This window comes from Agrilactobacillus composti DSM 18527 = JCM 14202 (assembly GCF_001436375.1).
In the GTDB taxonomy this organism is placed as follows: Bacteria; Bacillota; Bacilli; order Lactobacillales; family Lactobacillaceae; genus Agrilactobacillus; species Agrilactobacillus composti.
Map to the genome: position 1 here is coordinate 156,144 of NZ_AZGA01000057.1, position 12,853 is coordinate 168,996.

The 12,853-nt window shown below is 45.7% G+C and carries 16 protein-coding genes; 3 read left to right on the top strand and 13 right to left on the bottom strand.

Annotation, left to right across the window (positions count from 1 at the left end; translation table 11 throughout):
• Positions 1-144: RRXRR domain-containing protein (locus tag FC83_RS17450; protein ID WP_338028711.1), on the bottom strand; the 144-nt coding region annotated here is incomplete at its 3' end.
• A 417-nt stretch (positions 145-561) separates the two neighbouring features.
• Between FC83_RS17450 and FC83_RS09605 the strand changes: the two genes are divergently transcribed.
• Entirely contained in the window at positions 562-1,476 is a 915-nt protein-coding gene (locus FC83_RS09605) for a DUF6930 domain-containing protein (protein ID WP_035450806.1), read from the top strand.
• A gap of 1 nt (position 1,477) precedes the next feature.
• Here FC83_RS09605 and FC83_RS16925 read toward each other — a convergent pair whose 3' ends face one another.
• Positions 1,478-1,648: a hypothetical protein gene (locus FC83_RS16925; RefSeq protein WP_235184178.1), complete on the bottom strand. Its 171-nt coding sequence runs from the start codon at positions 1,646-1,648 to the stop codon at positions 1,478-1,480.
• Complete coding sequence (locus FC83_RS09610) at positions 1,641-2,333, bottom strand: NAD(P)H-dependent oxidoreductase (protein ID WP_035450805.1); 693 nt, start codon at positions 2,331-2,333, stop codon at positions 1,641-1,643. Before FC83_RS09610 ends, FC83_RS16925 begins: the two co-directional genes overlap by 8 nt.
• Positions 2,334-2,385: 52 nt before the next feature.
• Here FC83_RS09610 and FC83_RS09615 point away from each other — a divergent pair, with 52 nt between their 5' ends.
• On the top strand, positions 2,386-2,595 hold the full coding sequence (locus tag FC83_RS09615; RefSeq protein WP_035450804.1) for a hypothetical protein: 210 nt from the start codon (positions 2,386-2,388) through the stop codon (positions 2,593-2,595).
• Between the two features lie 3 nt (positions 2,596-2,598).
• On the opposite strand, the gene FC83_RS09620 is transcribed toward FC83_RS09615, so the two are convergent.
• The 10 genes from FC83_RS09620 to FC83_RS09670 form a co-directional block, all read right to left on the bottom strand.
• Positions 2,599-5,730 carry an AAA family ATPase gene (locus FC83_RS09620; protein ID WP_057002706.1) on the bottom strand — a complete coding sequence of 1,044 codons (3,132 nt, stop codon included), beginning with the start codon at positions 5,728-5,730 and terminating at the stop codon, positions 2,599-2,601.
• Positions 5,727-6,851 carry an exonuclease SbcCD subunit D gene (locus FC83_RS09625; protein WP_057002707.1) on the bottom strand — a complete coding sequence of 375 codons (1,125 nt, stop codon included), beginning with the start codon at positions 6,849-6,851 and terminating at the stop codon, positions 5,727-5,729. The genes FC83_RS09620 and FC83_RS09625 overlap by 4 nt, the downstream gene beginning before the upstream one ends.
• Positions 6,852-6,925: 74 nt before the next feature.
• A complete protein-coding gene (locus FC83_RS09630) occupies positions 6,926-7,345 on the bottom strand; it encodes a phosphate-starvation-inducible PsiE family protein (protein ID WP_057002708.1) in 420 nt (139 codons plus the stop codon).
• Positions 7,346-7,356: 11 nt separating this feature from the next.
• The gene (locus FC83_RS09635) at positions 7,357-8,250 is read right to left on the bottom strand and encodes an HNH endonuclease (protein ID WP_057002709.1); all 894 of its coding nucleotides are present in this window, start codon (positions 8,248-8,250) and stop codon (positions 7,357-7,359) included.
• A 2-nt stretch (positions 8,251-8,252) separates the two neighbouring features.
• A complete protein-coding gene (locus FC83_RS09640) occupies positions 8,253-8,576 on the bottom strand; it encodes a hypothetical protein (RefSeq protein ID WP_035450803.1) in 324 nt (107 codons plus the stop codon).
• Between the two features lie 452 nt (positions 8,577-9,028).
• The gene (locus FC83_RS09650) at positions 9,029-9,556 is read right to left on the bottom strand and encodes an alpha/beta fold hydrolase (protein ID WP_057002711.1); all 528 of its coding nucleotides are present in this window, start codon (positions 9,554-9,556) and stop codon (positions 9,029-9,031) included.
• Between the two features lie 152 nt (positions 9,557-9,708).
• Complete coding sequence (locus FC83_RS09655) at positions 9,709-10,011, bottom strand: DUF3784 domain-containing protein (RefSeq protein WP_057002712.1); 303 nt, start codon at positions 10,009-10,011, stop codon at positions 9,709-9,711.
• 44 nt (positions 10,012-10,055) lie between these two features.
• Positions 10,056-10,373 (bottom strand): DUF3784 domain-containing protein, encoded by a 318-nt coding sequence (locus FC83_RS09660; protein WP_035450799.1) that lies wholly within the window; start codon positions 10,371-10,373, stop codon positions 10,056-10,058.
• Positions 10,374-10,452: 79 nt separating this feature from the next.
• On the bottom strand, positions 10,453-10,959 hold the full coding sequence (locus tag FC83_RS09665) for a hypothetical protein (RefSeq protein ID WP_152537668.1): 507 nt from the start codon (positions 10,957-10,959) through the stop codon (positions 10,453-10,455).
• A 219-nt stretch (positions 10,960-11,178) separates the two neighbouring features.
• Positions 11,179-11,484: a DUF3784 domain-containing protein gene (locus FC83_RS09670; protein WP_057002713.1), complete on the bottom strand. Its 306-nt coding sequence runs from the start codon at positions 11,482-11,484 to the stop codon at positions 11,179-11,181.
• A gap of 740 nt (positions 11,485-12,224) precedes the next feature.
• Here FC83_RS09670 and FC83_RS09680 point away from each other — a divergent pair.
• The gene (locus tag FC83_RS09680) at positions 12,225-12,800 is read left to right on the top strand and encodes a TetR/AcrR family transcriptional regulator (RefSeq protein ID WP_052004430.1); all 576 of its coding nucleotides are present in this window, start codon (positions 12,225-12,227) and stop codon (positions 12,798-12,800) included.
• Positions 12,801-12,853 lie beyond the last annotated feature (53 nt).

Below are 12,853 nucleotides of genomic sequence, written 5' to 3' on the forward strand. Positions count from 1 at the left end.
AGAGCCGAACAATAGTTGAATAGTGAATGGTTCTTTCTTGACAACTTTAGCTTTGCCAAATTGTAATAACTTACGACATTTACGTTGTTTGCAGGGCATCAGTGGCTCGCCCTGGCGATTGATGACAAATACGCGATTTTGCATGATGCCCTCCTTCTGATGAGTGTTATTCGTCAGGTAAAGTGACCTGACCACGGCGTCAAGTTCATCAGACTTGAGTTCGTGAGGTTACCCTTCGACAATGTTATCAAGGCTTAACCGCTGACGAGCAGCAGTTTTCTCACGGGTTGACGGTCCCATTGACCTTAGGACTGTTTACAGCGCCCGCACAGAGCTGGGAACTAGGGTATCATTCCCAGGTGTGATCACCAAGATAACGTAGTGTCCAAAAGACACTGAGTCTAGACAACCAGACTTGAAGCAAGTACTTCAAGCCCCTTACTTTAGTGAGGGGTCACGGTTGACATACCATTGGTTTTTTATTTATTTTCACAAATAAAACTGTTTGGATTTTTGGGGTTTTAGCTTATGATTGAAGTAAACAACAATGGAGGCCGCCTTATGGAACTTAATGAATCCGCCCAAACTGCTTTGGCAGCGATCCTGAATCAAAATCCATGGAAACTTTTTTGGCCCACTGATCCTTTGGTTATTCTGGATGAAGCGGGCAAGCAGGCCACAATTGTGACCTTTGAACGCCAAGATGACACCACCATGATCCAATTTTTTGCGACTCCTGAAGGCATTGAGAGCTTTTTGATTCAACAGACCACGGGGTTTGAACTTTGGGAACCCAGCAAACTGTATGAGGATTATCTGGGCATCACCTCAAATAAAACCCAACTTACCATTAAAAAACACTATCAAGGTCAAGAACAAACGGCTACCACTGCTGACATCACCCTGTTGAATGCCATTTTACCCCAATTAAACCAACTGTTAGCGGACTTGCCCTCTGACGCCAAGCTACAATCCAACCTTAAAAAAGACAAATATCCTACCCGGGCCTATAAGGATGGCAAGTGGTACACCCGCTTTCGGGCCTTGCGTATCCCCCGGCAACAGGGTTTATTTCCCACGGTGAAACCCACCACCTTCAAGCCCTTTCAAAACAGTCCGGTGGAAGCCGTGAATCTAGAAGTCGTGGTAACTTATTTATCCCATCAAGTGGTGGATAAAACTGGCGCCAGCTTCTACCCTAGGTTGTTATTAGTGGTGGACCATACCAGCGGCGGTATCCTAGTCCAAGATATCATCGACCCTAAACAAACCGTCACCGAAGCCTTAGGCACTTGGCTAAAGAGCTTTATCAAAGCCAGTGGCCGCCCGGCACGGATCTACACCCACTACGGAGAAGCCCAGCGCCTAAAAGATGTGGCCAAGCTATTAGATATCAGCTTGACCACGGAAGTTCCGTTAATTTATACGGGGCAATTATATGACGCCTTGAAAAAAGAGTTAGCCGATAACAACTAACTTACCACTTGCGATGATCCCAAGTGCGGCCGTCCACTTCCCCTTCAGCTTGTTCAAGCCGCTGGGCCTGGGCTTTTAAAAGTTCAGCGGCCACTTGCATCAGCGCCCGATTTTCATAATCGGGCGCTTTTTTGATGTAATCGGCAATTAAATTTTGTAAGCCATCAGCCAATTGACCCACCACCTTTCATCATGGCGATGGTCTGGTTCAAATCATCTAAATGGTCCTGGTTGGCCGTCAGAGTGGCGGCCACCGCCGCCAAAGCCGGTTCTTCAGGATTTCGGCTCGCCAAGTCCTGCAAGCGTTGGGCCAACCAGCGCACTTGGTCGGCGAAATGATCCGAGAAACTGGTCAAATACTGCTGATATTGCACCAACAGTTGGGCTTTTTGCAGGTCATTGGTATGGCTAAACTGGGAAATGATCAATGGCGCCCGATAGGTCAGGTGCAATTTATGGGCCAGGGCTTGATAAGGCCGCAGGATTTCCGACAAAGTGAACTGTTCCGAACGACCCGCTGTGAATTGCGCAGCGGCCACCCCGGTACTCACCACCAATCCCAAGGCCTTGCCCTGATAATCCGGCAGGCGTTCTTCTTGGGCGGTCTGCAACACTTGGTCTAACCAGGCCTTCAACGAAGCTGGGGCACTGTACCAATATAAAGGAAACTGAAAGATGATTTGATCCGCAGCCTGGAGCAATTGCCGCTCTCGGGCCACGTCCACCTGGTAATCCGGGTATAACTGGTCTAAAACATGGTACTGAACTTGGGATAAGTGGGCACTGCTGGCCCGCAAGAAATTTTGAGTCCCGGAATTGTCAAAATCCGGGTGGGCGACGATAACTAAAGTTTGCATAATCTCACCTTTCCTGCTATGCTTGTGCAAAAATATACAAGGGGTGTTTTACATGGCAAAAACAACGGCCTATCTTCAAAGCTTATTGGACAATGCCAAAGACGGGGACCAATACCAGTGGCTAGAAGCCTATACCGGCGACCCTTACCACTATTTACAAATCAAACACAATTGTGGCAACGTTTTTGAACTCCGGCCCATTGATTTTGAACAGGGCAAACGCTGTGACATCCACGCCCATTGCGGTGAGAATATCTGGTAGACTTTACCCCGGTAGGATCAACTTGACGTGACTCTTACCCTGACCTGCAGTACTAACTTGAATTTGATAGGGAATTTGTTCCTTTAAGGCGGCCACATGACTGATGATGCCAATCATCCGGTGGTCGCCTTCAATATGTTCCAAAGCATCCATGGCCATCCCCAGGGCATCTTGATCCAAGGACCCAAAGCCTTCATCGATAAAGAGGGTATCAATGCTGATGCCCCCGGCTTTATTTTGGATCACTTCTCCTAAAGCCAGAGCCAAACTTAAGGCCGCAATGAAACTTTCCCCGCCGGACAAGGTATGGACGCTGCGGGCCTTACCCACGTTATCATCATAAACATCAATCTCTAAGCCGGTATTCTTTTGATAGGTACCGACTTCTTTGTGCAGTTGTAAATAATAGCGGCCGGCACTCAATTGATTCAAATGGGCATTGGCCACGTTTAAGATTTCTAACAAGTATTCCCGCAGGACATACCGTTCCAAACTCAACTTCGCAGCCCCACTGCCGGCAATGGCATCCACCAAGGCCTGTAATTCATTGAAGGCCGCAGCTTTTTGGGCAATGGTAGCCAATCTAGCCTGGACCCGGGTCAAAATACTATGGTTCAACACTTGCCGCTCTGAGCGCTGTTTCAGGTCAGCAGCCAGTTGAGTTTGTTGCTGCTGCAAGGTAGCCAAGTGGGCCTGGCCCTGGCTGAGATCCACCGTGGTTTGCGTTCCCACCAATTTGGTGTAGGTTTCAATCTCCGTGGCAAGCTTAGCCCCAAGTTCTTGGTACTGTTGCAACTGTTGGGTCAAGGTCGGCAATTGCCCCAGTTGGCCCAGTAAAGTCTTGAATTGGGTCCAATCAGCTTGGCCAAAGTGTTCGGTCAATGATAGCGTTAATTGTTTCTCTAAGGCAAGCACTTTGCCTTGGGTGTCCTTAACTTGCTGAGTCAACATAGCCTGTTGGGACTCACTGGCCGCCACTTGCTGGCTCAAGTCGCTCACCGCTTGTTGGGCGGCGGTCAAAGCTTGGCTATAGGTGGCGATTTTTTGTTTTAAATCCGTCAAATGGGCCTCTAAGGCCGCTAAGTCCCCAAAGCCTGCCGGCAGTTGTTGCTGGGCATCGGCTAATTGCACCGTGATTTTTTGATGTTGAGCTTGGGCTTGTTGCACCGCCTGTTCCTGGGTGACCAGCGCTGCTTGGGTGGCAGTGATTTCTTTTTGTAGATCCGCCTGTTGTAATTCGGCGATTTTGCCCGTTTTGACCTGGGCTAACAATGCTTTTTTTTGCGCGCTCAATTCATCTTGCCGCTGTTGCAGGGCCGTCTTTATGGCTGTTAAGTCAGCCAACTGCCCCAAGCCAGCTTGTTGTAACTCGGCTTGAAAATCCGCCAGGTTTTGGGTCAAGTCAGCGGTCTGAGCCGTGACTTGTTCTGTCAAACTCTCTAAAGCCGTGGTGCTGGCCGTGGCCTGGTTTTGGGCCTGTTGCAGGGCGGCTTCGGCAGTATCTACTGCTTCTTGGCTCACCGCCACGGTGGCCGTTACCACGGCCGGTTGGGGATGGTCGGTACTGCCGCACACTGGACAAGGGCTGCCGGGTGCCAGTTGCTGGGCTAAGTTGGCAATTTGGCTGGTGAGCCATTGGTTCTTCAAGGCCCGATAATCCCCTTGGGCAGCGGTGGCTGCTTGGGTCAGCTGCTGGCTGACCGTCTGTTGTTGGGTCACTTTAGCCTGTAGTTGACCTAAATCTGCTTGCGCTTGAGTCAATTGGGCCAATGTTTGCTGGTGGTGCGCCAAAGCGGCTTCCTGTTGGCCTTGTTGGGCCAGTTGGACTTGTACCCCTGGCAATGCGGCCACGACTTTGGTGAACGCCGCTAGGTTTTCGTTCAACTGGGTCAGCTTAGTTTGGGTGGCGGCCACCTGTTGGGTCTGGGTGGTGGTAGCCTGTTGCTGTTTAGTTAAGGCCTGGGTCAAACTGGCCACCTGTTCAAAATAAGGCCGTTGTTGCTGTAAGACCGCGGCATCTGCTTGGTAGTGCTTTTGCACGGACTCTTGGGCTTGCAGGACCTTCAATTGACTTTGGGCCGTGACCAATTGCGCTTGTTGGGCCTTTAAAGCCGCCGTTTTAGCGGTTTGCTGTTGGGCTAAATCAGCCGCCTGGGCTTTGGCCTCGGTGAAACGTTGCGCTGTATCTTTTTGACCTTGAGCCCATTGCAACGCCGTGACTTGTTGTTGCACTTGGGCCATGGCCGCCTTTTGGCTGTCGTGGGCTTGGCGCTGGGCCTGGACTTGGGCCAGGGTTTGAATGTGTTCATTTAAAGCAGTTTGTTGGGCTAATTTGGTCTTCTGCGCCTGAATTTGGTCTTGGATCTTGGTTTGTTGCTGATTCAAGGCCACGATTTCAGCCTCAGTGCCCTTTTGCTGAATTTCTAATTGGGCGATTTGTTCACCGGTGTTTAACTCTTTTAGGTTGTCCGGTTTAGGGACCCATTGAATTTGTTTTAGATTGCTTTCAATATCTAAGCGCCAATTTTCATTATCTTGCTTGGCTTGGCGCAATTGGTCCTTTAAGGCTTCGGCCCACTTTTCAAAGAGTTGGGTCTTAAATAACTTCCGCAACACCGCTTCTTTATCATTACTGCTGGCCGTCAAAAAGCGCCGGAAGTCCCCTTGGGGCAACAGCACGATTTGGGCAAACTGCTCTTTGTTGATCTGCAGCACTTGGTTGATCAAGATATTGATATCCTTTAACTTACCGGTATCTTCAATTTTTTTATCACCTTGAAAAATCTGCAGCTTTGCGGCGTTATTTTGGGTGGTGACTCCATCCCCCCGCTTCTTAGCCAAAATCTGCTTAGGCCAGCGGGTGATGTGATAGATTTTGCCCTGGTGGCTAAAATCCAAAGTGACCACTGTGGCTTCTGTGGGCGCCGCAAAATCCGAGCGCAAGCTGGGAGCCGGCCGATCACTGGTGGCACTATCCCCATATAAAGCAAAGGTCATGGCATCAAAAATCGTCGACTTCCCACTGCCAGTCCGCCCGGAAATCAGAAACAGGGGCACCTGGTCTAATTTTTGGAAATCAATGGTTTCATTTTCATAAGGTCCGAAATTTTTTAAGACTAATTTAAGTGGTTTCATGATTGAACCTCCCCATTGGCGGTTTTCAAGGCAGCGGCGGCCCACTGCTTTTGCTGGTCGGACAAGTCATCTTTGGCCACGGATTCGTAGAAATCCGCCAGTAAATCCAAGGGATCCCGCTTGGCCAAATCTAGATGTTGGGTGGCCACGTCAGTTTCATAGCCGTTGACCCGGTCAATGCTGATGATGTGGCTGTAAATGGCGTCTAGGCGGGCTTTCACGTTGGGGATGGCCTTGGTGTCGGTCAAGGTGAGCCCCAGGTAATTATCCCGGGCCACCGTGTTGTAAAAAGCCGGGTCCATGAATTGTTCAAAGCTCCCCTGAAGCCGTTGCACGTCCAAAAGCGGCGTAATCGGGATAAATTCCCGCTTTAAGGTGTCCGTATCGATAATATAGACGCCCTTTTTTTGACTGGCCTCTGACAAAGAAAACTTCACCGGTGAACCGCTGTACTGGGCGTTTTTTTCATGCAGGGCATCTTTGCCGTGGAGATGTCCCAAAGCGACGTAATCAAAGTCTGCCAGGGTGGCTGCGGGTACAGCTGCTAAGCCCCCCACCTTCAATTGGGTCTCGGAATCGGTCATGGCACTGCCGGCCACAAAGAAATGGGCCACTAAAATATGCTTTTTGGCAGGGTCAAATAAAGTCTTCATCTTGGTGACACAGGCAGCTACGGCCTGGTCTAAATGCACTAGACTGTCATCTTTGAAATACTTCTGGGCCGCAAAGGGTTCAAAGTAAGGCAGTAAAAATAGCTGGGTATCCGGCAATTCCACCGGTTCAAAGGCCTGGGCAATGTCGGTACACATGTAATAATTGGTGGCTTGAAACCACGGGGCGCCGGTGGCCAGGCGAATGGCGCTATCGTGGTTGCCAGAAATGGCGTAAATGGGCAAATGGTCAGTCAAATTCAATTTTTGAATCATCTGATTCAACAAGGCCACCGCCTCTTCTCCAGGTAGACTGCGGTCGTATAAATCCCCGGCGATGATAATGCCGTCCACGTTTTGGGTGGTGGCAATGTGTTCAATTTGGTCAAAGGCATGTTCTTGGGCCGCCGTCAGGTCAAAACCATGGAGGCGCCGGCCAATATGCCAGTCCGCTGTATGTAATAAGCGCATAAAAATTCTCCTTGATAGCCAAAAATCGGGTCCTTGTTAAATATCCCTACTTAACATTACCCGATTTAGCCACATTATTTTTTAAAGCGATTTTTAGAAAATGGGACCCGCCCCTCCACAATCTCCAGCGCAATTAAGGTCAACACCAATAAAAAGATGGCGATGGACAAAATCAACGTCTGGGTGGCATCACCGTGGGTAACCATTTCTTGGCGCAAAATGGCGGTCAAAGCGATGTATACCAAGTAGCGGATGGGAATATGATGGCCCTCATCGATATATTTCTTGATCATCATGGTAAACTCAAAATACATAAAAAAAGATAGACTGTTGGTGATCATGGTGGTAAAAGACAGCTTTTCCGCAAAGGCATACTCGCCTAAAATGATCAGCTGCTTGACCATGGCCACTAACATTAAAATAGCCAATACGGTTAAGAAAGCATCTACCACAATATTGGTGAAATGCGTCAGCGTAACTTTTATATGTCTCAAAGTCAAACACCTCACGATTGATAGCGTTGGTGGACTAAAGCATTGGATACGATGAAGTCATGGCGCAATTGAATGCGTTTTTGATAATCGCTTTGGACACTGTCATAGACAAATTGTAAATCCTTGGCTTTGCGCCGGAAAGGCTCTAGTACCGGCGCACTAGGATCTGAGGTTAAGTGTTGCTGCGCGGCTAAGGTATGCCGGTTGGTATTGATCATCTGTTGCAAGTTGTTCAACGTATTTTCAAAACCCACCAGTGCCTGATTCAAAGGCTTGATCTGGGCATTTAAGCGCTGAAACAAGGCATAGGGCATGTCCCCCTTCAGGCGGTTACATTCCTGACAGGCTAGGGTCAAGTTTGCCAAGCTATTATCTTGGCTGACAAATACCGGGTCCTTATGGTCCACACTATCCCCCCGGCGGCCGCAATATTGGCAGGTATGCTGATACTTCTCTCGAATCAGTTGTCGAGTGGTGTAGTCCAGCTGATTTTGGTGAAACAAGCTACCCAATTCAAAGCCCAGGTACGCCATGACGTCATTAAAGACCCCCGTATCAGGCAAAGGCAGTTCCCCATCTTCTAGCAGGATCACTTGCTTGGCCAAAGCGCTTAAGGGCACAACTTGGTGGACGATGGCCGGGCTGGTGGCAAAGTTTTGCAATAAGGTGGTGATGAAACGACGCTGCTTTTTGCTCAGGCGCAGTTTGGGCTGGGCTGTGGGCTCAGTTAAGCCGAGATAAGGGCGTTGCTGGGCTTGGGCGAGGTAGTAAACATCCCCATTGAAGAAGGCCTTAGGATCTTGACCCCGCTGGACACAAATCGCACACAGGCTGCTTAGCTGTGTGTCTTGTTGGAAATAAGATTCGGCCATGGTCAACGTACAATAGGCACACCGTAGATGCATGACTACACGAGCTCATCATAGACGAGTTCGATCTCGCTCTTACGCGTGGCAAAATTCAGCCCGATCACTTCTTGGGTCAAAATCTTGTCATATTCGTCCAGCACATCATCTGGCAGTGGCGTGACATTATGCAACGTATCGATAATGTCCGCTGAGTCGTTGACCTCTTTTAAGTCCACAAACAACTGGGTCTTGTTTAAGACATCGTGCAATAAATCGGTGAGCACACTGTTTGGCTTACCGGAGGGGTCTGTCATAATCACTTGTTGAACTGGCAGTTCTCCGTGATTCACCGTTACTAATTTTAAAACATCGAATACCCGCATGCCCTTCATCCTTTCAAACAATTCATTTTTTCTATTATAGCCTGTTTTTAGGTGAATTCACAAATCTAAGTGACGCCATATAAAAAACCAGCACCGCCGCTTGCTTCAAAATGGGGTGCTGGTTTTAGGATGATGCTGTTAAAATATAAAATCTAGTACCGGACCATTCAAATATGCAGCTTAGGCCTTTCTATCAACACGTATCATTAACCACCCGGCTAGAATGACTGCAGTTGCGATAAAGATACCGTTAAAAACATTTTTAAAAGGGATTTTTATAATGTTCGCTAATAAGAGATATAGACACAAAACGAGGTTAAATTTCAATAACACGTTCAATTTAAAATTTCTAGTTTTCATCGATGACGCCCCACATATTAGGTTTATTTTGTCTTGTTTCATTAAATCGCTATTACTCTTTTAAGAAATTACACTCTTTTTGAAACGGTCAATCAATATTGACTCAACAGCGTATGTAGCAATGGTAGTTGTTCACTTGTAAAATGGCCATCATTTCGCAGAATAAGGGTGCCACCTAAATGATCAAATAAGATGCGGCCTTGATTCTCGTCACAGTTAAAGGGATCATTAAAAGAATTAAGCATATAGAAATCTTTCGAATTTGTTTTAATCGTGGCCCAATCGTAAGTGGCTTTTAAAGTGGTGTGTTCCATGCCATTTGGTTGACTATAACCAGCTACCAGATAAACTGCCCTAACAGGTGATTTCAATTGTTCCAATAAAGCTAAGATAATGTTCGTTCCGGCTGAATGCCCAATTAGAATCGTATTTTCATTAATCGTTAAATTCATATTTTTAATCTTGGTTAAAGTAACTTCTAAGGGCTCTTGATCAAGTTTTGGTAAATCCGCAACAATTGTTGTCGTGCCTTGGTTAATTAACCCATGGGCAATATTTTGATACCAGAATTTATCAGCCGTGGCATGGGGCGCTGAGCCATGGAAAATAAATGCATTCATCCTAAAATCCTCCAGTCACTGTCTATCTTTATTTTTTTGATTATACGCCAAATAAACGTCTACGGGAAAAAGGAATCTAGGAAACTTCTATGGCGGCAAAAAGCCAGTTACTCACCTCCTGAAAGATAAGTAGCTGGCCAATTCAACGATCTTTACTGGCTCATTTTACGCATCCTAATGTTCAGCAGAATCGTGACAGTTAGCATAAACGCTAGCATTACGACCAAGATTCCCCAGAAATAATTGTTCGGTATATCGGGCACAAAGGTTAACAGCAGCACGATATCGGCGCCATAAAATATCAAGCCCACGTAACGTCCAGCTACTATGGACTTTTTGCCATAAGGCTTCTTGGCGTCATTATTCCCTGCGATCAGGAAAAGCAATTTGCCCCGTCTCAGCAAAAATCCCCAGATGAACAGCACCAACAACAACGCTATTTTAAGAAAAATCATCGAATTCTCCCTCCTCCAAAGCCGACACCACTGGCCTAAAATCTTTATTTAGTTTGCCGCAATTTCAAATTAATATGAATGATAAACATGAACAGTGGCACCATCAACAGCACAATGCCAAGCATTAAGTATTGATCATTTATAAACGTCCAGAGGAAAAACAAGGTAATGATTGCCTCAATGAAGAAATAATCACTGCTTATTTTGGAAATGAATGATTTTTGCTTCTCAGAGAATTTAGCCGTTGTGAACCCGGCTAATATCGATAAGTTCTTCCCCATGCGAAAACGGATGCCGAATATGATAAAGAACACCGCAAGCAAACCAATAAATATTGTCGGTAATATGACATCAAACGTCACAATTTTCACACCTTTCTATTTCAGGCTAGCATCCTTCAATACTAGCGCAAATCCTGATTTTAGCTCCAAATGGGTTACTTCAAGTTGTGATCAATTGAATAACTGGGGTAATCGAAGCAACTAGCAGCAATAAGGCGCTAAACAAAATGTATGGCTTGCGCTTATTGACAACGCTGTAGCTCAACAAGATCTGAATAACAACGCCGCCATAATAAATGGCCATATTCGCCACTGCTGGCACCTTATTATGGGTTAGATATGTAAAACCTAATGTCAAAACCAACACGACCAGACAATTGACGTAATAGTACGCTGCCAATCGAACGCCTGGTGCTTTTGCAGTTAAACTGTCTTTGCTGACCAGCGCTTTAATCAAAGCGTAGAGCAGCACTGGTATTAAAGCTGAAATAATAGAAGTGACCACCGATGAAACGATGGAAACACCGAATACCATATTTTGTTTGTTGGCGATCATCTCGGCCGTCTTGGCGTCTGGAAAAACATAAATCTGTAAATATCCCAACCAGCAAGTTGCCGCCAACGCCGCTAGGAATAATATTACTAGTGTTACGAAGTTCTTTTTCATAATACACCTACTTTTCAATATAAAGATAATGTCACTCTAAGGGATAAGCTACCTGAAAACTGGATTGTGAGCCGTTAATATTAGTTGGATTTGGTAGTGGCTGTTTGCTTAATGAGCTAACGACTTTAAAAGTTCTGTTATCTGATCAAAATCAGTCGCACTAATCGTGGCATTTATTGCATAATTATTCAATGCGGTCATCACTAATTGATAAATATTTTATTTTCTCATTTTGCGAACACGCCTATTCACGCTAATTGTCAGTGCCAGCGAAAACACAGTGAGCACTGCTATCAGCGCCCAAAATAATGTTTTAGGCATTTCAGGCACGAAGAAAATAAGGGCAACTATCAAAGCCGTGCCGTACAAAATAATACCCGTATATTTTCCTACTAACAAAGACCTCTTGTCGTAAGGTTTAGTCATGGTGTTATTCCCAGCAATCAGAAAAAGTGCTTTGCCTCGTCTAAAAATAAGCCCCATGATAATAAGGCTTACCGTGATCAGTATTTTGATAATAGCCATTTAGTTTATCCCCCCCTAACGTCATTTAACTAGGCTGATTCAAAATTGTTTTTCATACCATCATGATTTGAGATTACCGGACAGTCACTCTTTTTTGCCGCCTGACAATCATGAATATCGAAACCCATGAGATAATAAAGATGAGGTAACTAATCAATACTCTTAACGTTAACGCAAAGGTTGTAAAGATTTTCGCTGGATCAATACTCGTTTCTATCCTAAGCCCTAGAAGTGTCGTCTTGATAACGTTGCCATGAATCTGCGCTAGTTCTATCACAAAATCAATCATAAATATGACGATAAATACCACAGTCGCAATCTTAATTTGCCTCAAAAAACTTGAATTGATACGTTGCACGTCATCATCTCCAATGTTTTGCGGGTGGCTTACCAGAACTTCACATTAGCCGGTTACAGTCATGCTGTCATGTTTTTACTAGAAGCAATCAGTAATGACAAAACTAAAACCAGTTCACTTTTAGTCTAATTTCTTGAAGAAAACAGCGCAAGTTCAATCAATTGACGCACTGACAGTAGTATTCACAATCCAAAGTTGATTCAAGTTTGCCCTTTCGCACTTCTCAAGCGGACATCAATCTATGTCACTTGACGGCGTGTCAACTTTTTCATGGCCCTTTATCCGTTCCCCCAGGCTTATTAGTTCAGATGTCACACGAATGTGCCTTGTCTTAACGCATTCCTTCCTGTATGATTAACAGAAAAATACGGAGGCGCTTTCAATGATTCCAATTACTGAGAGACAACAACAGATTATTGATGCTTTTTTTCTGGTAGCTCAGGAAAATCCGGATCTTAAGCAGATAACCCTAAAAAGAGTCGCAGAAAAAGCTGGTATGCGTCGACAGAGTATTTATGGTAGACATTTTAACAGTGTTGAGGATATCATCACCACTATTCACAATTTAATCGATAACCAAATTGTCGAAAAAATGCACCACTTTGTCCTGACCAGCGATGACGATCCCATCACATATTTTTCTAAAGAAATCTTACCTATCCTCTATGAAAAACGAGACTGGCTAAAAATCTTATACGGCACAGTCATTGATAACTCATGGATTCTCTTCCTTCAAGCTAAGTACACCCCCATCCTTAAGCTTTATCTTCAGAAAAAGGGCAACAACAGCGGTCTGTCTGACGATTTCTTATGCAGCTTAATCGTGAGCAAGGTCATTGCGATTCTTGCAAATTGGCTAACCAGTGATAATCCGGAACCGGCTTCTTTATTCAGAAAAAAATTCATGCATATTTTAAACACACCAACGATTAGTCTTTTGACGGGGGAGAACCTGTGATGACTCAACTATATGGCAGTACCAAAAGGGCGCCGAATTCTCGAAATTAATCG

Excerpts from the sequence above, each read along its gene's own strand:
- FC83_RS09605 (WP_035450806.1), top strand. The coding sequence starts at position 562 with ATGGAACTTAATGAATCCGCCCAAACTGCTTTGGCAGCGATCCTGAAT.
- FC83_RS09610 (WP_035450805.1), bottom strand. The coding sequence starts at position 2,333 with ATGCAAACTTTAGTTATCGTCGCCCACCCGGATTTTGACAATTCCGGG.
- FC83_RS09615 (WP_035450804.1), top strand. The coding sequence starts at position 2,386 with ATGGCAAAAACAACGGCCTATCTTCAAAGCTTATTGGACAATGCCAAA.
- FC83_RS09620 (WP_057002706.1), bottom strand. The coding sequence starts at position 5,730 with ATGAAACCACTTAAATTAGTCTTAAAAAATTTCGGACCTTATGAAAAT.
- FC83_RS09625 (WP_057002707.1), bottom strand. The coding sequence starts at position 6,851 with ATGCGCTTATTACATACAGCGGACTGGCATATTGGCCGGCGCCTCCAT.
- FC83_RS09635 (WP_057002709.1), bottom strand. The coding sequence starts at position 8,250 with ATGCATCTACGGTGTGCCTATTGTACGTTGACCATGGCCGAATCTTAT.
- FC83_RS09640 (WP_035450803.1), bottom strand. The coding sequence starts at position 8,576 with ATGCGGGTATTCGATGTTTTAAAATTAGTAACGGTGAATCACGGAGAA.
- FC83_RS09650 (WP_057002711.1), bottom strand. The coding sequence starts at position 9,556 with ATGAATGCATTTATTTTCCATGGCTCAGCGCCCCATGCCACGGCTGAT.
- FC83_RS09655 (WP_057002712.1), bottom strand. The coding sequence starts at position 10,011 with ATGATTTTTCTTAAAATAGCGTTGTTGTTGGTGCTGTTCATCTGGGGA.
- FC83_RS09665 (WP_152537668.1), bottom strand. The coding sequence starts at position 10,959 with ATGAAAAAGAACTTCGTAACACTAGTAATATTATTCCTAGCGGCGTTG.
- FC83_RS09670 (WP_057002713.1), bottom strand. The coding sequence starts at position 11,484 with ATGGCTATTATCAAAATACTGATCACGGTAAGCCTTATTATCATGGGG.
- FC83_RS09680 (WP_052004430.1), top strand. The coding sequence starts at position 12,225 with ATGATTCCAATTACTGAGAGACAACAACAGATTATTGATGCTTTTTTT.